The organism is Synergistales bacterium, from assembly GCA_021736445.1.
GTDB lineage: Bacteria > Synergistota > Synergistia > Synergistales > Aminiphilaceae > JAIPGA01.
Map to the genome: position 1 here is coordinate 16,496 of JAIPGA010000021.1, position 17,821 is coordinate 34,316.

Annotated in this window: 14 protein-coding genes and 1 tRNA gene; all 15 read left to right on the plus strand. The window is 59.8% G+C overall.

Annotated elements, in window-relative coordinates; all coding sequences use genetic code 11:
* Positions 1-6: 6 nt before the first annotated feature.
* Positions 7-1,869, plus strand: coding sequence for a 1-deoxy-D-xylulose-5-phosphate synthase (gene dxs / locus K9L28_05100; protein MCF7935700.1), 1,863 nt, complete (start codon positions 7-9; stop codon positions 1,867-1,869).
* Positions 1,838-2,680 carry a TlyA family RNA methyltransferase gene (locus K9L28_05105; GenBank protein ID MCF7935701.1) on the plus strand — a complete coding sequence of 281 codons (843 nt, stop codon included), beginning with the start codon at positions 1,838-1,840 and terminating at the stop codon, positions 2,678-2,680. The genes dxs and K9L28_05105 overlap by 32 nt, the downstream gene beginning before the upstream one ends.
* Before the next feature lie 33 nt (positions 2,681-2,713).
* Positions 2,714-3,586, plus strand: coding sequence for an NAD(+)/NADH kinase (locus K9L28_05110; protein ID MCF7935702.1), 873 nt, complete (start codon positions 2,714-2,716; stop codon positions 3,584-3,586).
* Positions 3,587-3,592: 6 nt separating this feature from the next.
* Positions 3,593-5,251 (plus strand): AAA family ATPase, encoded by a 1,659-nt coding sequence (locus K9L28_05115; GenBank protein MCF7935703.1) that lies wholly within the window; start codon positions 3,593-3,595, stop codon positions 5,249-5,251.
* Positions 5,252-5,318: 67 nt separating this feature from the next.
* Positions 5,319-7,250 (plus strand): PAS domain S-box protein, encoded by a 1,932-nt coding sequence (locus K9L28_05120; GenBank protein MCF7935704.1) that lies wholly within the window; start codon positions 5,319-5,321, stop codon positions 7,248-7,250.
* 97 nt (positions 7,251-7,347) lie between these two features.
* Positions 7,348-8,055: a Crp/Fnr family transcriptional regulator gene (locus K9L28_05125; protein ID MCF7935705.1), complete on the plus strand. Its 708-nt coding sequence runs from the start codon at positions 7,348-7,350 to the stop codon at positions 8,053-8,055.
* Between the two features lie 168 nt (positions 8,056-8,223).
* A tRNA-Sec gene (locus tag K9L28_05130) sits at positions 8,224-8,321 on the plus strand.
* A 134-nt stretch (positions 8,322-8,455) separates the two neighbouring features.
* Positions 8,456-8,989 carry an Hpt domain-containing protein gene (locus K9L28_05135; GenBank protein MCF7935706.1) on the plus strand — a complete coding sequence of 178 codons (534 nt, stop codon included), beginning with the start codon at positions 8,456-8,458 and terminating at the stop codon, positions 8,987-8,989.
* A gap of 498 nt (positions 8,990-9,487) precedes the next feature.
* On the plus strand, positions 9,488-9,913 hold the full coding sequence (gene mraZ, locus K9L28_05140; GenBank protein MCF7935707.1) for a division/cell wall cluster transcriptional repressor MraZ: 426 nt from the start codon (positions 9,488-9,490) through the stop codon (positions 9,911-9,913).
* Positions 9,913-10,827, plus strand: coding sequence for a 16S rRNA (cytosine(1402)-N(4))-methyltransferase RsmH (gene rsmH, locus K9L28_05145; GenBank protein MCF7935708.1), 915 nt, complete (start codon positions 9,913-9,915; stop codon positions 10,825-10,827). The genes mraZ and rsmH overlap by 1 nt, the downstream gene beginning before the upstream one ends.
* Before the next feature lie 536 nt (positions 10,828-11,363).
* Complete coding sequence (locus K9L28_05150) at positions 11,364-12,914, plus strand: penicillin-binding protein 2 (GenBank protein ID MCF7935709.1); 1,551 nt, start codon at positions 11,364-11,366, stop codon at positions 12,912-12,914.
* A 42-nt stretch (positions 12,915-12,956) separates the two neighbouring features.
* A complete protein-coding gene (locus tag K9L28_05155) occupies positions 12,957-14,462 on the plus strand; it encodes a UDP-N-acetylmuramoyl-L-alanyl-D-glutamate--2,6-diaminopimelate ligase (GenBank protein ID MCF7935710.1) in 1,506 nt (501 codons plus the stop codon).
* Entirely contained in the window at positions 14,459-15,901 is a 1,443-nt protein-coding gene (locus K9L28_05160) for a UDP-N-acetylmuramoyl-tripeptide--D-alanyl-D-alanine ligase (protein MCF7935711.1), read from the plus strand. Before K9L28_05155 ends, K9L28_05160 begins: the two co-directional genes overlap by 4 nt.
* Positions 15,898-16,854 (plus strand): phospho-N-acetylmuramoyl-pentapeptide-transferase, encoded by a 957-nt coding sequence (locus tag K9L28_05165; protein MCF7935712.1) that lies wholly within the window; start codon positions 15,898-15,900, stop codon positions 16,852-16,854. The genes K9L28_05160 and K9L28_05165 overlap by 4 nt, the downstream gene beginning before the upstream one ends.
* A 15-nt stretch (positions 16,855-16,869) precedes the next feature.
* Positions 16,870-17,821, plus strand: a 952-nt coding sequence (locus tag K9L28_05170) for a UDP-N-acetylmuramoyl-L-alanine--D-glutamate ligase (protein MCF7935713.1), incomplete at its 3' end; no start/stop codon positions are given.

Sequence of the window (17,821 nt, forward strand, 5' to 3'; positions counted from 1 at the left end):
GCTGTCATGAGTTATCTAGAGCAGTTGAACGAGCCGGAAGATCTGAGGGGAATGGATCCTGCACAGCTTCCCGAACTCTGCGAGGAGCTGCGGGCCATGATCACCGATGTGACCATCCAGAACGGGGGGCATCTGGCATCGTCTCTCGGGGCGGTGGAGCTTGTGGTTTCGCTGCTGCGGGTTTTCGACTTCGAGCGCGACAGGATTGTCTTCGATGTGGGACACCAGGCCTACGCATACAAGATCCTCACCGGCAGACGGGATCGTTTTCATACACTGCGAACCTGGGACGGCATCAGCGGCTATCCCAAAAAGAGCGAAAGCCCCTACGACCATTTCAACGTAGGGCACAGCAGCACCTCCCTTTCGGCGGCCCTGGGGTACGCAAAGGCCCGTGATATCCGAAAGCAGAGCCATCATGTGGTTGCTTTCGTCGGTGACGGGTCGCTGCTCAACGGCGTGGCCCTGGAGGCGCTGAACAATATCCAGCAGTCCCACACCAGGCTGCTCATCATCCTGAACGACAACGAGATGTCCATCAATCAGCGGATCGGCGGCTTTTCGGAGCACATAGGCCATCTGAGCGTCAATCCCGCCTACCGCAAGCTGAAAGAGACGATCAAGGAGCAGTGCCGGTATCTGCCCAGGGGGGAGCGGATCGAGACCCTCCTGGGCAGGGTGAAAAGCCACGTCAAGACCTTCCTCCAGCCGGCGAACATCTTCGAAGAGCTGGGGATCACCTACTGGGGTCCCTTTGACGGTCACAACGTGGAGGAGATGGAGGCCGTCCTCACGCTGGCCAGGGAGGTGGACACCCCTATTCTTGTCCATGTACGGACCACCAAGGGCAAGGGATACCCCGAGGCGGAGAAGAACCCGAGCAAGTTCCACGGTGTCCCCCCCCGGGAGCCGTCCCCGACGGAGCGGAAGCAGCGCAGCTGGAGCGCGGCGGCGGTCCAGGCGGTGACGGATCTGGCCGCGAGGTCGCCGAAGGTGGTCTGCTGCACGGCCGCCATGAAAGAGGGTACCAAACTGAGCCAGTTCGCCGAGGCCTATCCGGAACGGTTCTTCGATGTCGGTATCGCCGAGGAACACATGCTGACCTTCTCGGCCGGCCTGGCCTCCGGAGGGCTCCGCCCCTATGCCTTCATCTACTCCACGTTCCTGCAGAGAGGCATGGATCAGCTCTTCCACGATCTCGCCATGCAGGACAATGCCGTGGTGGTGGCGATCGACCGTGCCGGGCTGGTCGGTGAGGACGGGGAGACGCACCACGGTCTCTTCGATATCGCCTGGTGCAGGGCGATCCCCCACATCACCATGGCGGCGCCGCGGGACGAGATCGATCTGGAGTATCTCTTCACCCAGGGGCTTGACTGCAGACAGCCGCTGTTTGTGCGCTATCCCCGGGGGAAGGCGCCGGTGTCGCTTGCGCGAAAGGAAGATGGCGAGCCCGCGGGATGGGGGCGTGCCGAGGTGCTGGCGGAGGGGTCGCGTTGGCTTCTGATAGGTGCGGGCAGTACGATACCCATTCTGCTGGATGCGCGCGACCGTGCCGAACAGGCCGGGTTCCCGGCTCCGACTGTGGTGGACCTCCGTTTCCTCAAGCCCCTTGACTGGGAGACCCTCCTGCCGGTGATCGAGCGGCATGAATGTGTGGTGACCGCGGAAGAGGGGGTCCTCGCCGGCGGTGTCGGCGAGGAGATACGGGCCGGCGTACAGCGTGAGGGGGGCAGTACGGCTGTCCATACACTTGGCGTGCCGGACCGGCTGATCCCTCAGGGGACACGGCAGCGGCAGCTTGAAGAGGTAGGGCTTACTGCCGAGAAGATTCTCCATGTCTACCAACAATACCAGACGTCGTCTTGACTGGCTGGTGGTGGAGCGCGGTTTGGCGCCTACCCGCAGCAAGGCCAAAGGTCTGATCATGGCCGGTGAGGTGCTGGTTGACGGAGAACGGATGGATAAAGCTGGCACACTCGTGGCGGAGGCGTCGTCCCTTTCGTTGAAAGGGGGAGGGGACCGGTGGGTCAGCCGCGGTGCACAGAAGCTCCTCAAGGGGTTGAGGGCCTTCGATCTCTCCGTAGAGGGGGAGACCTGCCTCGATGTGGGCGCCTCTACGGGAGGATTCACCGAGGTGCTCCTGCACTACGGTGCGGTCAGGGTGTTCGCCGTCGACGTGGGGTACGGCCAGCTGGCCTGGTCGTTACGGAATGATCCCCGGGTAGAGGTCCGCGAACGGACCAACGCACGCTATCTGCATGCCCACAGCTTCGCGGTACGCCCCGCTTTCGCCTCGGTGGATGTCTCGTTTATCTCGCTGCGGTCCATTCTCCCTGCGGTGGCGTCGGTGCTTGCCGAAGGGGGAAGGGTGGTGGCCCTGGTGAAACCCCAGTTCGAGGCGGGACCCGCCCGTCTCGGCAAGGGGGGGGTTGTCCGGGAACGCCGGGTCCACGCGGAGGTACTCCGGGAGATGGTAGAATTCATAGAACACCAGCTCCCCTTCGTGCTTCGGGGTGTGTCCTATTCCCCCATCACCGGACCGAAGGGGAATATCGAATTTCTTTTGTACCTCCAGACTGGGCACGATGCTGCCGGCGGTTCCACCTCTCCTTCACAGTGGCTGAAAAGGGTGGAAGAGGTGGTGGAACAGGCCCACCGGCAGATGGCGGTGTCGTGAGAAACTCTGAATCCGGGAGGCATTACGCCGAGGATGAATATCGGATTACTTGTCAATACAAAAAAGAAAGAGGCCCTCGCTATTGGGAAACGCCTTGTCATGTGGGGCCAGCGGCGCGAGCTGCGGTTCTGCACGCCCCCCTACGAGGCATCCTTTCTGGGGATCCCCGAAACACCGGACAAGGAGTGGAAAGAGAGTGTCGACTTCGCTGTAGTCGTAGGCGGCGACGGCACCTTCCTCCGGGCCGCCCGCTATGTACAGGGGCATGATATCCCGCTCTTCGGGGTCAATGCCGGGAGACTGGGCTTCCTTGCAGTGGGAAACCCGCAATGTGTCGAAGATGACATCGAAAACATCATCGCAGGCAAATACGGCTGTACGGAACGCCATCTGCTGGAAGGGCGCGTGTGGCGGGAGAGCCGTCTTGTCCATAAGCTCTATGCACTCAACGATCTGGTGGTCACCAAGGGCGCTTTCGCCCGTCTGATCTATATTGAGGTGCACGTGGGGGACCGTTATCTCAACACCATGCCCTCCGATGGCATGATCGTGGCCAGTCCCACAGGCTCGACCGCCTACGCCCTTTCGGCGGGCGGTCCGATTGTCCCGCCCCATGTTCCCTGCCTGGTGCTGGTCCCTATCTGTCCGCATACGCTCTATGCCCGTCCCCTTGTGCTGGGGGAGCATGATTCGGTCACCCTGGTCCCCCTGGGCGAACACCGCGAACTGATTCTGACGCAGGATGGTCAGCTGGGCTACGAGATTCTGCCGGGAGACCGCTTTGAGGTCTTTATCTCGCCGGGGAAGACGGTGCAGACGATCTCCCCCCACTACGGGGAGTACTACGAGCTTTTGCGAGAGAAGTTTCTCTGGGGAAAAAGCCAGGTGAACACACCGGGAGAGTAGAAGACTATGCTCGAAGAACTGCAGGTACACAACCTTGGGGGCATTCGGGAGGCCGAGCTCCGGCTCGGCGACGGGCTTATCGTGTTGACTGGGGAGAGCGGTACGGGAAAGAGCAGCATTGTCAGGGCCCTGGAGTTTCTGGCCGGACGCCGTGCCCAGAGTGCCCTTGTGCGGCACGGCTCGGAGGAAGGCAGCGCCTGGGGCGTGTTTTCCGCCGACCGCCTTCAGGGTATCCCGGAGGAGTACCAGCCGGAAGAGGGAACGCTGCTTGTCCGTCGGGTGCTTTCCCGGAACGGCAGGGGCAAGTGCTACCTACAGGGGAAACCGGCGGCGCTCCATCAGCTCTCTCAGGTGATGAACGCCCTGATCGGCATACAGAGTCAGTTTGCGCAGCTGGAACTCCTTGAATCGGAGAAACAGCGGGAACTCCTCGATGCCTACGGCGGTGCTGCGGTGCGGGAGGTGAAGGACTCCCTTCATGGGCTGTTTGTGCGCGCCGTCGGCGAGGAGCGCAAGCTCCGCGCTCTCCGGGAGAAGCGGGCGGAGGTAGAGCAGCAGTACGAGCGCTACCATGAGATCCTGGGCCGCATTCATTCCATAGAGCTCCACGAGGAGATCGAACAGAAATGGGAGGAGCGGACCCGCCGGCTGATGCGCCTGAAGGAGCGGAAGGAACGCATCGACGAGCTTGCCGCGCTTCTGGACGGGGGGCTCGCCGGCGAAGGTCTGCTTTCCTCCGTGGAGACCCTCTGTGAAGGGCTCCGGACGCTCCAGAGGGTCAACGGGGAATCGAGCTGGCACCGCCACACCGATGCCGCGTTGAATCTCTTTCAGTCTCTCTCGGCGGCCCTCGCCTCGGAGTCGACGCAGATCCATACCGAGGGGATCGAACAGGAGCTCGAGGAGATTGAGCATGCCAGGGGGCTTGTGCGGCATCTCCAGAGGGAGCTGCAGACCAGCTCGGTGGCCTCTGTCGTGGAGTTCGCCAACAAGCTGCGCAGCGATCTTGACTGGTTCGAGTCGAGCCTCCAGGAGATCACGGAACGGAAAGATACGGTGCAGACCCTGCGCAAACAGACCGGCGAACTGGCCCTCCAGCTCCGGGAGTGTCGGGAGAGAACCGCGGAGGATCTGGCCGCCCGGATCAACAGTATCCTCGACGAACTCGGCATGGAGGGGGCCAACTTCCATGTGGAACTGGCGAAATCCGACCGTATCCGCGCCAATGGGGCCGACGAAGTCCGGTTCTCCTTCCGGGTCGGTTCCGGCACGCCGGTTCCTGTGGAGAAGATGGCCTCCGGAGGCGAACTGAGCCGGCTCATGCTGGCGATCCAGCTGGCTCTGCCCAACGAACGGCTTCCGGGGGTGCTTGTCTTTGACGAGGTGGAGGCTGGTTTGGGCGGCAAGTCGGCGTTGCTTGCGGGATATAAACTGAAGGAGCTGTCGCAGAGGTGCCAGGTGATCCTGGTGACCCACGAAGCCACCATAGCGGCCCTGGCCGATCAGCATTTCACCGTAGAAAAAGAGGGCGGGGGTACCATTCTGCGGGAGGTCGCCGATGAGAAACGTGTCGTGGAGGTGGCGCGCATGCTGTCTGGCGACACCTCCTCTCGGGAAGCGCTCTCCCACGCGCAGCAGCTGCTTTCACTGCAGGCGAGTTCGTGATGGCGGTGTTGCGGGGGACCGCACGGTACAGCGGTGTGGTCTATAGAACCTGAGAGAGTGATTGTCTATGAGCGGAGTACCGTCTTCTCTGGGGACCTACTATCGGCGGCTTGCCGAGCAGTTGCCGGATGCGCTCTGTCTGCACACGGCTGCAGGGAGAATCCTCTTTTGCAACCAGGCCGGCCTGCAGCTGCTGGGAATTCCGCAGGCTGATGTGGGCCGGATCGATTTCTTTGCTCTCTTTGCTTCCGGTTCACAGCGGTACCGCGATGCCCTTGCCGCGGCGGGTCAGGAGGATCGAAACACCCTTGACGCAGCGCTTCTCCGCAGAGATGGGGCGGAGGTTCCCGTTGTGCTCAATGCGCAATTCCTCGACGAAGAGGAATCCCTTGTGCAATGCCTGATGAAGGATCGTTCACCCCGGCTGCGGCAGGAGGAGCGTCTCCGGCTCGAGTGGGCGATCTCGATGGTTGACCAGGCCACGGATGCGTTGGTGCATACCGACTGCAGCCATCGTATCGTCTACATGAACAGAGCCGCGGAGGATCTCTTCGGTTTCGCCTTTTCCGAGATACGAGGCAGGACACCGGATATCTTCAACGCCGAACCGGAAGCCCGTCGGTTACAGCAGCGTATCGGGGCTACCCTGCGGAAGGGAACCCCCTATACGGGGGATCATCTGAACAGACGGAAGGATGGAGCGCTTTTTGTCTGCCGGATACGGATCAGCCCTCTGCGGGACAGCGAAGGGCATGTCGTAGGGTATGTGGAGTCCCGGCAGGATGTGACAGAGGAAAAGGAGATCCAGGAAAAACTGGGCAAGGCGCTTGAAGAGGCCCGATTGGCACAGCGGCGTGCCGAAGCGGCGAACCAGGCGAAAAACCGCTTCTTTTCCAGCATGAGTCATGAAATCAGAACGCCTATGAACGGTGTCATGGGGATGCTTCAGCTCCTGCACTCGACGGAGCTCACTGATGAGCAGAGCGAGTGGGTCGATGTGGCGCTCCAGTCAGCGGAGAGGATGACCAATCTGTTGAGCAGGCTCCTTGACCTTGCCCGGGCCGAGTCGGGATTGGTCCAATTGAAGGTACAGCCCCTCTCACTCCGGTGGGTGATCGAGTGCATTGAAGGATTGTTCACCGTAAAAGCCAAGCAGAAGGGACTCGGCTTCCACTGCAGCTGTGAGGACAGTGTCCCCGAGCAGGTAGTGGGTGACGAGACCCGGGTGACACAGGTTCTCACCATCCTGGTGGAGAATGCCTTTGCGTTTACCGATCAGGGACGGATCGATGTGCATCTTGGAGGAGGGCTTGGGGAGAACGAGGAGGGCGATCCCCTCTTCCAGGCCCGCCTTACGGTGCAGGACACAGGCGTGGGCATGTGCCGGGAGCCCCTTTGTGGCACGGCTGAAAGGGAAAGCGACTGGTTGACGGATCATCGGCATGGGCCGGGAATGGGTCTCCCGATGGTGCGTCGGCTTCTGGAGCTGATGTCGGGAACGATCCAGTTCGAGGGCGTGCCCGGCGGGGGGACAGCCGTTCAGGTGACCATCCCGTTCCTCCTGTCTGAGGGAGAGGCCTCGACGGAGGGGGGAGCCGAAGAGAGGTGTTCCCCGAATGAAGGGTTGTCCGTGCTCCTTGTCGAGGACGACTCCGTCAACCGGCTGGTGTTGTGCCGCATTCTGGAACGGTCGGGATACAAGGTCACGGAGGCGAAGGACGGGGAACAGGCGCTCGAGATTCTGTGCGGTACGTCCTTCGATTGTATTCTGATGGATATACGGATGCCCAGAATGAACGGTCCGGAAACGGTTTCCGTGATCCGAAACAGCGAGGCATTCCGCCATGTCTCTACCGTTCCGGTTATTGCCGTCACAGCCTATGCCCAGTCGGGAGACAGAGAGCGTTTTCTCGAGGAGGGGATGGACGCCTATCTGACAAAACCCGTCCACCGGGAGGAACTGTTGCACACGCTGGAGCAGCTCTGTTCCCCCGGATGAGACGGAGACGCATGAGGGCTTGTCTGGGTCTCGGGGCTCTGCTGGACAGCTTTGGCTCCGCCTCGGCGATACGGCAGAGCACGGAGGGGATGAAGATATGCGCTGTGGTGTGGAGGGGCTTGCAATGCTTCCCGGCTTTTCGGTGCTTCCCGGCGAGCAGGTGTGTCGCATTGCCGAGATCGCCGTTCCCCGGAGGTTCCGTCGGGGGGAGCGCATCTTTTCGGAGGGGGATGAGGGAGAGGGTTTCTATGTTGTCCTGGAGGGGAAGGTGAAGGTCTTTCGGCTCTCCTCCGAGGGGAAAGAGGTCATCCTTCATTTCTGCCATCGCGGCGATAACTTCGGCCAGGTAGCCATGTACGCAGGTAATGACTATCCCGCCGATGCCGAGGCCCTCTCCGATACGCGGCTTCTCTTTTTCGAACGGGAATCCTTTATCCAGCACATCAAGGAAGAGCCGACCCTGGCGCTTGGCATGCTGGCGGCCCTGTCGGTGCGTCTCCGCGAGTTTACCCAACAGGTGGAAAACCTGGCACTCAAAGAGGTGCCGGCACGTATCGCCACCTACATCCTCTACCTTGCGGAAAAGCAGCAGAACTGGAGCCGCGTGCAGATGGACAGTACGCAGAACCAGCTTTCCCGGATGATCGGCACGACCCCGGAGACGCTGTCGCGGCTGATGACCCGACTGGAGGAAACCGGGGTGATTGCGGTCAGCCGCAGCACGATAGCCATCCGGGATTGGCGACGTCTGCAATCCCTGTCGGAGCGGGGGTTTGCTGCGATTGAGGGGGATGCGGCAGTGTGAGGAGCCGTGAGGCCATCTATGGGCGATGAAGGTGGTTGGCGGGATCTTCCGCTGGGTCCACCCTGGCCATGCCGTTTCGGCTTTCCCCCGGGATATGCGATTGGAGAGGCTGAACAACCCGGGTGCCCACAAAGACCGCAAGGTTTGCTACAATGGTGTTCGATTCATGGAGGCGGTTGTGCTCTGGTGAGTGCCCCGGGCTTCAAACCCGGTGGGGGGCGGTATGAGCCGTCTCCGGTGGGTTCGATTCCCACACGTCTCCGCCACGGCGGACCCACAGGAGCCTTTCCGGATGCAGGCCGGAGAGGCTCTTTCTATGATCCAATCATGCTATCTTTCCCTCTGCCTGTTTGGCAAGGCTGGTATACTGATATAGGAACGAATGCTCGGAGGTGAGTCGATGACCCTTGCAGAGGAAGGGAAGGAATGGGACGGTGGTGTAGATGGGAACGGCGGCACAGAGCGGAGCTCCGGTGACCAGCCGGACGAGGGTACCCGCGTTTCCCCGTCTGAAGGGACTGCTTCTGCCGGGCCCAGTACCGAGAGAGCGATCTTCGACGAATCCCTTCTCCTGGAGCAGCAGGGCGGAGACAGGGGATTTGTTGCCATTTTGAAATCGGAGACGGCGCGGCGCCTCCGGGAGTGCCGCGACACCATAACGGAGGCGCTCAATGAGAGAGACGGAAGCGATGTGCACGATATCGCCCATGCCCTCAAGGGGATCGCCCTCACTGTCGCGCTTCCTCGCCTTGCGGAGAGCGCGGAGCGGCTTATGGGGCTCTCGAAGGCCCGGGCGGCGGAGATGGACGACCGACTGTACGAGGCATGCCGAAGGTTTCTGGGAGATATCGACAGTGCGCTGCGGGCGCTGGATGCGGACCGTTCCGGACAGTCCCGGGGGGCTGACGAAGCCGGAGATCTGCGGAATCCGTGAGAAGGATGGTGCCGCCTGTCTGTGTTGTGTGCGGACGGTGGCGATGTACTGCTGATCGCTGACGAGAGAGAAAGGGAGTTGTTGACCATGAGGTTCAGATATGGGTTTTGCCCTCCCTGACTGCTGATCTTCCTTGCACTGGCGGTCGTCGGTGTTGTGCGATGGCTCATACGGTGGCTCTCAGGCGGGGGATAACGTCGATGGCACTGTGACGTTCCCAATCGGGAGAGCAGAAGCGGGGTAAACGAGGCTGGATTGCAGGGATACCTGTAGCCCAGCCTCTTCTATGTTCCGGGTGGTGCATCGGTGTGAGAGCGCATCGAGACATTGCGACAGCTCGGTTAAGAATCCCTGACCACTGCGGTATTGCCGGGATGCCTTGTGGTCGGGGAACCAGGGACCCTCGGGAATTTGAGCAATGGGGCCTATGATGTTACCGACAATCCTGGTATTGTGTGGCTGGGTGGGAGAAAGTGTCATAAATTGGGAGGCAGACCCATGCTGGTGGGAACCTACGAACATCGGATCGACGCAAAGGGGCGGATTGTCCTGCCTGCCAGATTCCGGCAGGAGCTCGGCGAGGATGTCGTAGCCACCATGGGGATGGATCGCTGTGTTGCCGTCTATTCAGAGGAAAACTGGAATAACCTGCTTGCCCGTCTTCAATCCACCTCCTTTTCCAGGGGGAGGTCTCGCGAGTTCCGCAGGGTGCTCCTGGCAACAGCCAACGAAATCCAGGTGGATACAGCCGGGAGGATCCTGGTGCCGCAGTTACTCCGCAACCACGGGCAGCTTGACAAAGAGGTGCACGTGATAGGGCAGGGGGAACATATTGAGCTCTGGAACAAACAGCTTTGGCTCTCCTACCGGGATACCGTGATGGAAGACTTTGCCGATATCGTTGAGGGGATTGATGGGTTTTAATGTCGATTGAGCATATTCCCGTGTTGCTGGAAGAGGTGCTCTCTGCTCTCCGACAGCAGGAGCCGCTTACTGCGGTTGTCGACGCTACACTCGGCCTGGGTGGTCATAGCGAGGCGATTCTGCAGCATTTTCCATCAGCCAGGGTTCTGGGGATCGACCAGGACAGTGAAGCGCTTTCCTGTGCCAGGAAGCGGCTGGAGCCATTCGGAGCGCGCTGTACCACCGAAGAGGGAAACTTTCGGGCCATCAAGGACATACTGGAACGTCATCACATTGTGGAACCCCACGCGGTGCTCCTGGATCTGGGGGTCTCCTCGCTGCAGCTCCGGAGTGGGGAAAGGGGCTTTTCCTACAACGTTTCAGGTCCGCTGGATATGCGGATGGCCGCCCGGCAGGAGGATATCCCTCCAGCCAGTGAAGTGATCAACAGCTGGTCGGCGAAAGAGCTTGAGCGCCTGTTCCGGATCTACGGCGAGGAACGCTATGCGCGGGACATAGCTCGGTGCATTGTCAAGCACAGGAAGCATTCCGGGGCTATCTCCACGACGGATGAATTTGTCGGTATGCTTCGAAAACAGCTGCCGGCGCCGATCCAGCGCACCATGGGTCGTCATCCGGCCCGCAAGGTGTTCCAGGCTCTGCGGATATATGTCAATGATGAATTGAACAGCCTGGAGACATTCCTGCAGGCTCTCAGGGAGATGGCCCTGCGCAATTGCACAACCGTGATCATCAGCTATCACTCGCTAGAGGACAGGATGGTCAAACATACATTCCGGAGCTGGAAACAGGCGGAACTGGGGTCGGTGATCACGAAAAAACCCATTGTTCCCAAAGAGGATGAGGTCCAGGCAAACTACAGCGCACGTAGTGCGAAGATGAGAGTCTTCCGTTTTCGTGGAAAGGGGGAGTAGCCGTGCAGGGCGGGGCGAATGTGTCTCACCAGAGAAGAAAGACCCCTCTGGTTTTGCTGGTTTTTGCGCTTTTTATCAGTGCATTCATGGGTCTGGCTTGCATGCGCTTTTACTCTTTTCATTTGAAAAGCCAGGCCACCAGGCTTGACGAGCGGCTGACGGAGTTGCAGGAACGCGAGGTATCGCTGCAATGCAGGCTTGGCTCTCTGTGCGCCCCTTCCCGTGTCTTTCGGGAGGCGAGGTACTCTCTGGGGATGACGCCCTGTGATGCGATGAGCTATGTACAGGTGCCGCGTATCGATATGAATCCTGGGCGTGGCCGAAATGGACCAGGCGAAACGGAGCATTCCGCTGGAGGGCCTCTCTTCAATCCACTGGCCGGAACAGCACATGCGCAGGATTGACGGGGAACGCTGTGTGAGTGTGGATTGGGCATGAGAGACAGGCGAAGGCTGCCGTGGCTTTTGATTGTGTTTGCCTTTCTTGTGCTTGCGGCGAGAACCGTGCAGGTGCATCTGTATCCCGGGGACCGTGTGATGGCACGGGCAGAAAGCCAGTATTGGCAACGAGTGGTGGCCAGCGAAGGACGTGGCCGGATTGCCGACAGGAAGGGGATACCTCTTGCCATCTCGGTTCCCACTGTAAGCGTTTTCCTCGATCCTCAGCAGTGGGATGTGGGCAACGCAAAACAGTTGGGGGATCTGTTTCCGTCTTCCGTAGTCAAGAAGGCCGGCCAGGAGTATGAGGGCAGGTTCCGTTGGCTGGTGCGCAAACAGCCGCCTTCCGTACGCAGGGAGCTTGAAAAACTGAATCTGCCGGGCATCTATACCGTGAAAGAGAAAAAACGCGTCTATCCGCAAGGATCACTGCTGGCCCATGTTCTGGGGTTTTGTGACATAGATGACATTGGCCTTGCTGGACTGGAACGATTCTGGAATCGGTTCCTCTACTCTGACCCCAGTGTGCATATCGTTGCGCAGACCGGTTCGGCGAAGCATGTGGATGTGTTGTCCTCGCTTGCTACGCCCGACTGCAGAGGCGGCAATGTCGTACGTGTCACCATCGATGCGCGCATCCAGCATATACTCGAACGCTGTCTGGACGAAGCGGCCCGGAACCATGACGCACAGTGGGCGGTTGCCCTCTGCATGAATCCAGAGAGCGGCGAGGTGCTCGGGATGGTCAGTTGGCCGACCTTCGATCCGAATCGCCGGGAGACCATGCATCCCCAGCGAGTACTGCGGAATAATGCTGTAGGACGTATCTACGAACCGGGCTCCGCGCTCAAGCCCATCGTTATGGGGATCGCCCTTGAGCAGGATTATGTCGAAGAGGGGGAGGTCTTCCACTGTCCGGGACGTATCCGTATTGCCGATGGATGGATCAGCGAGATATACAATCAATCCCACGGGAAGAGCACATTGGAAGAGATCATTGTCCAGTCCTCGAATGTCGGAATGGCCAAAATCGGTTTGCGCTTCCAGGCCCAGGATGTCTATGACGCACTCAGGCTGTGGGGGTTTGACCGTGAGACAGGCATCGGTGTCCCCGGTGAAGAGAAGGGGATGCTGTACAAACCAGGACGCTGGGTTGGAGTGATTCCAGCCAATATAGCCATCGGGCAGGGCATCGCCGTGACGCCGCTGCAGCTGACAACCGCGATTTCGGCGATTGCCAACGGCGGACATCTGTTGCGACCATATCTGGTGGATTCTGTACTGGACGCCGAGGGGGAGAAATTGTATGTTGGTCGCCGCACCGAGCGTGCCCGGGTGTTGTGTGCCGACACGGCGCAGTGGCTGCAGGGAGCAATGAGACAGGTGGTCGCCCTGGGGACAGGACAGAGAGCCGATGTGGAAGGGCTTGAGATTGCCGGAAAGACCGGTACCTCCCAGGTGGCCTTGAGGGGCGAGTACAAAGAAGATCGATACGTAGCGACCTTTGTCGGCTTCTGGCCTCAACATCACCCGGAATACGTCATGCTTGTGAGTATCGGGGAACCGGAAGGGGAAGCCTATACCGGCGGTCGTGTCGCCGCGCCCGTTTTTCGAAAGATGGCTGAGCTGATCAGCCGGGCGGGTCTGTAGCCTGCCGTTTCCCGGGCTGTTTGCGAAGAGGTTGGTGTGCTGATGATGAAACTAGAGGAGATTGCTTTGTTCCTGTCAGAGCACGGATTTCTCCAGGAGAGACGCGTCCCGGGCAGGGGCGAACACAGCCCTTCCGTGGCAGCTGTCGCCCACGATCACCGCTATGTGCATAGGGATACCCTCTTTGCCTGTGTCCGCGGGGAGCACATAGATGGACACGGTTTTGCCGGCGAGGCGTTCCAGCGAGGGGCAAGCGCCCTTCTCTGCCGGGATATCCTCGATGTTCCCCTTCCGCAGCTCCAGACCTCGGACACACGACGCGTCATGGGCCTGGCGGCGGCGAAGATGTTCGGGTTCCCGGCGAACTCCCTTCTGCTCATTGCCGTCACGGGCACCAACGGAAAGACCACCACCAGTTGTGTCTTGCAACACATCCTCCGGCAGGCGGGACACATCTGCGGTCGTATAGGCAGTCTCGGATACCACGATGGCCTGAGTGGGCACCCCTTGGCCCATACGACCCCCGAGGGGACGGATCTCCAGCGCATGCTGGCGGAAATGGTGGACAGAGGGTGTACGGCCTGCGTGATGGAAGCGTCCTCCCATGCGCTTGTGCAGGGAAGGCTGGCCGGTTGCCTCTTTGACGGCGCAGTGGTGACCAATGTGACGTCCGAGCATCTTGATTATCACGGAACGATGGAACAGTATTTCTCGGCCAAAGCACTTCTTGTTGCGGCGCACATGAAACCTGGCGGGAAGGTGCTCGCGAACCTCGATAATCCCTACTCGGCGAGGATTTGTCATCGCTATCCCGCAAACGCCAAAGGCTTTTCCGTTGATGCGCGCCGCGGTGCCTATGTGCTGTCCGACAGCACCTATTCAACGAAAGGAACGGCCTGCTCGATAGGGACACCGACAGGGGGCATGCCTGATGTGTTTCTGTCTCTTCCCGGGATGTTCAATGCGCAGAATCTCCTCGGTGCCGCCGGCCTGCTGCTGGAGCTTGGTCTGGAACCCGAGGTGGTCCGCCATGGGCTGGCATCCCTTTCTCCCGTGCCGGGGCGCTTTGAGTGCTACACCACCACCGGTGGGATAGGATGTGTCATTGATTTTGCGCACACACCGGATGCCCTGGAAACAATCCTCAAGGCGACCCGTGGTATCACTGCGGGACGTATCCTTGTGGTGTTTGGATGTGGGGGAGACCGCTTCCGGGCGAAGCGGCCCGAGATGGCCCGCATTGCCGATGCGTTGGCTGATTATATCGTTATCACGAACGATAATCCGCGTTTTGAAGAACCTGCCGCGATTGCAGAGGAGATCGCCGCCGGTATTCCGGAGGCCTTTCAGCAGGAGAAAGCGATGATACTCCTGGATCGGCAACAGGCGATCTACACCGCATTGGATGTGGCGCAACGGGGCGACACGGTGCTCCTGGCCGGAAAGGGGGCCGAGGAGTACATCATCTTTGGAGACAGGAGACTGCCGCATAGCGACCGGGGCTGTCTGTTCCACTGGGTAGAGCAAAGGGGTGAGGGGCTTCAATGAAGCGTGAGACGGAAGGGTGCTCTGCTGTCCTCGGCTTCGAGGGTGCCGACGGGTTGGAGGTCTCCGGGTGCTCTCGGGACTATCCAGACCGATGGTGTTCCGACAGCAGGGATTGCCGCGAAGGCTCCTGTTTTGTCGCCCTGCCTGGGGAGAAGCGTGACGGCCATGAGTATATCGACGATGCGCTCGAGCATGGTGCTGCCTGGGTGATGCTCAGCAAAAGCAGGTACAAGGAGTACGCGTATTTGGAGAGCGAGGTATGCCTGCTTTCCGCGGAGGACACCCTGGAGGCGCTGATTGCGTTGGCGAAGCGTCGGCTTTCTGCCCTTGCTTTGAAGCATGTTATCGCTGTCACCGGAAGTGTCGGCAAGACCACCACCAGAATGATGATTGCCCGGCTGTTGCAGCGGCGATACCGGGTCTACCAGGCCCGGGGGAGTTTTAATACAGCCATTGGGTGTGCGCTGACCATTCTCGAAGCACCTGAGGATATTGATATCCTTGTTCTTGAGATGGGAGCGAACCGCCCTGGGGAGATCCGGGAGCTGGTCACCCTCTTCCCTCCGGATATCGCTTTCCTGACAGAGGTGGCCGCAGCGCATCTGAAGGGGTTTTCCGATATCCAGGGTGTGTGCAGAGCAAAAATGGAGATTACCGAGTCGCAGGCTCTGGGTGCCTTTTTCTACAATGCCGACAACCAGACCATTGCGCAGCATCTTGAAAACCCTTTGCCGGGAGCGAGGATGGTTCCCGTGGGGAGGGAGGCAGGCAGTGACGGGGTGGCTATCGGCGCCGCACAATTTGTCTGTGACGAAACGGGACTTGGCCTCGCGGTGGAATTGACCCACCGGCGGCAGAGGATGCCCCTCCGCTCCTCTCTCTACGGGGAACATCATGCCTATACCGTTGCCTTCGGCGTGGGATGCGCACTGTGGCTCCGTGTCCCGGTCGACGACATCCGCAGTGAGCTGGAGCGCATTGCGCCGCTTCCCGGAAGAGGGCGGTATGCTTTCGGTCCCGGCCGTCAACTGGTGATCGATGAATCCTACAATGCCAATCCGGCCTCCATGAAGGCGTCGGTTGGCTCGGCGAGGCGTGTGGTGGATCAGTGCGGCTTTAACAGGCTGGTGGCTGTGCTCGGAGGCATGGGGGAGCTGGGGACCTCGGCTTCCGCTCTGCACGAACAGGTTCTCCAGGAGAGCGTCCTGGGCAATGTCGACGTGCTTGTGCTTGTGGGGGATGAATGGAGATCTTGCCGATCCTTCCAGGAGGCAGCCGGAGCTCGACTCCGGTTCGCCGACAACGCTGAAGAGGCGGCGGAGCTGGTAGAGGGTTGTCTCGACGCTGGGGATGTTCTCCTGATAAAAGGGTCCAACGTCTATCACTTGAGTGCCGTCGCTGCCCCATACTTTGAAGAGCAAGAGAGTCCCGTCCAATGACAAACGCAACGATGGTGCTGTTCGGGCTTTCTCTCTTTCTTGCTGTGGTCCTGGCGGAAGGGTTTTTCATCCGTTACCTGAGGACGAACAATCTCAACCAGCGCATCAAGCTCTACGGGCCGCAACGGCACCTTTGCGACAAACGGGAAACCCCCACCATGGGAGGCATTGTCTTTGTCATCGCTGCACTCTTCGTGGCTCTTGGTACCTTGAAGGTCTACGCATTTCCTTTTTGGGAGTGGGGGCTGTTCTGGTATTTCCCGCTCTGCTCGAGCCTTGTGGGACTCCTCGATGACCTTCTGAAACATCTGAGGGATTCCAGCGAGGGACTGCGGAGCATGCAGAAGCTTGTTCTGCAGCTTGCGGTCACCGTACCGTGGGCTGTCATGGTGATCGCTGTTACGGAGCATGGGGTCTTTTCCGGAGGACTTCCGGCGGATCTCCTTTCCATCGCTGTGGTGAGCTTTGTGGCCTGCGGGTTGCTCAATGCGGTCAATATTACGGATGGGCTTGATGGTCTTGTGGCAGGCAGCGGCATCATCTCCTTTGCTTTTTTGCTGATCGTTGTACGGGGGAGTCTGTGTTGTACCGTAGGGGCGCTCACAGGTCTTGCGCTCCTTGCGGCCTTTCTGTGGCACAACGCTCTGCCGGCCCGTGTGTTTATGGGGGACGTGGGGGCGCACTTTATCGGCGGTTTGCTGGCGAGCATAGCGGTGTTTTCCGGGGATTTCCGGATAGTGGTCCCGGCGGGCTTTCTGTTTGGCATCGAGGTGGCAACAGTCAGCATGCAACTGTTTGCGATTCATAAGCTCAATCGAAAGATCTTTCGAATGAGCCCGCTCCACCACCACTTTGAGCTGCTTGGATGGAGCGAGCAGCAGATTGTAACACGTTTTTGGATTGTCCATGCCCTGGGGATTGTCACCATTGCCGTGTTTCTCATAGAGGCGTGAGGCGGGGAGGAATCTATGAAACACACTGGTATGACAGCCAGGATAACAAACCGCACTGTTACCGTGATCGGAGCCGGAGTCAGTGGACGTTCGTTGACGCGCTTTCTTGTCAATCATGGAGCCCATGTCTTTGTGTCGGACCGGAACGCCCTGTCTTCCGAGGTCTGCCGGGAGCTGGAGACACTCGGTGTGGAATGGGAAGAGGGGCACAGTCACCGTGCGCTTGAAGCCGATTTCCTTGTTCTTTCCTCAGGAATCCCTCCGAGCGCCCCTCTTGTCAAGGAAGCCGCGAATGCGGCGGTCCCGGTTGTGGGGGAGGTGGATGTCCTTTCACCGTATCTTCGGGGGGCTGTGATTGGCGTCACCGGCAGCAATGGAAAGAGCACCACAACGGCGATTGCGGGACATCTTCTCCGCCAGGCCGGGTACCGGACGGCGGTGGCGGGCAATATCGGGACCCCCCTTGCCGATATCGCCGATGATCAGTGGGACTATGTCATCGCCGAACTGAGCAGCTTCCAGCTGCATTGGGCCCGGTCGCTTTCGCTGTCGGGGGCCGTGTTGACCAATATCGCTCCGGACCATATCGATTGGCACGGCACCTTTGAGCAGTACGCTGCTACGAAGCGCAAGATCAACGACTTTGTGCTTCCCGGCGGCTTTTTGGTGTGTCCACAGCAAGAGCTTCCCTATATGCAAAGAGATGACGTTAAGATAGTATCTTTGGGTGACAAGGGTTCATGTCCGGATGCCGGCGGGAATGTGCTGTCCTCTACGGAGACCTCATGGCTGCTCCGACTGGATGGGGAATGGCATCGGCTCTTCTCCGGGGCGGATGTGCCGCTGGCAGGGAGTCACAACGAAGAAAATGTGGCGATGGCTGGTGCCTGTGCGGCCTGCCTCATCGGTCCTCGAGATGTGGGGCCCCTGCTCCAGGGTTTTCAGGGGCTTGCGCACAGATGTCAAC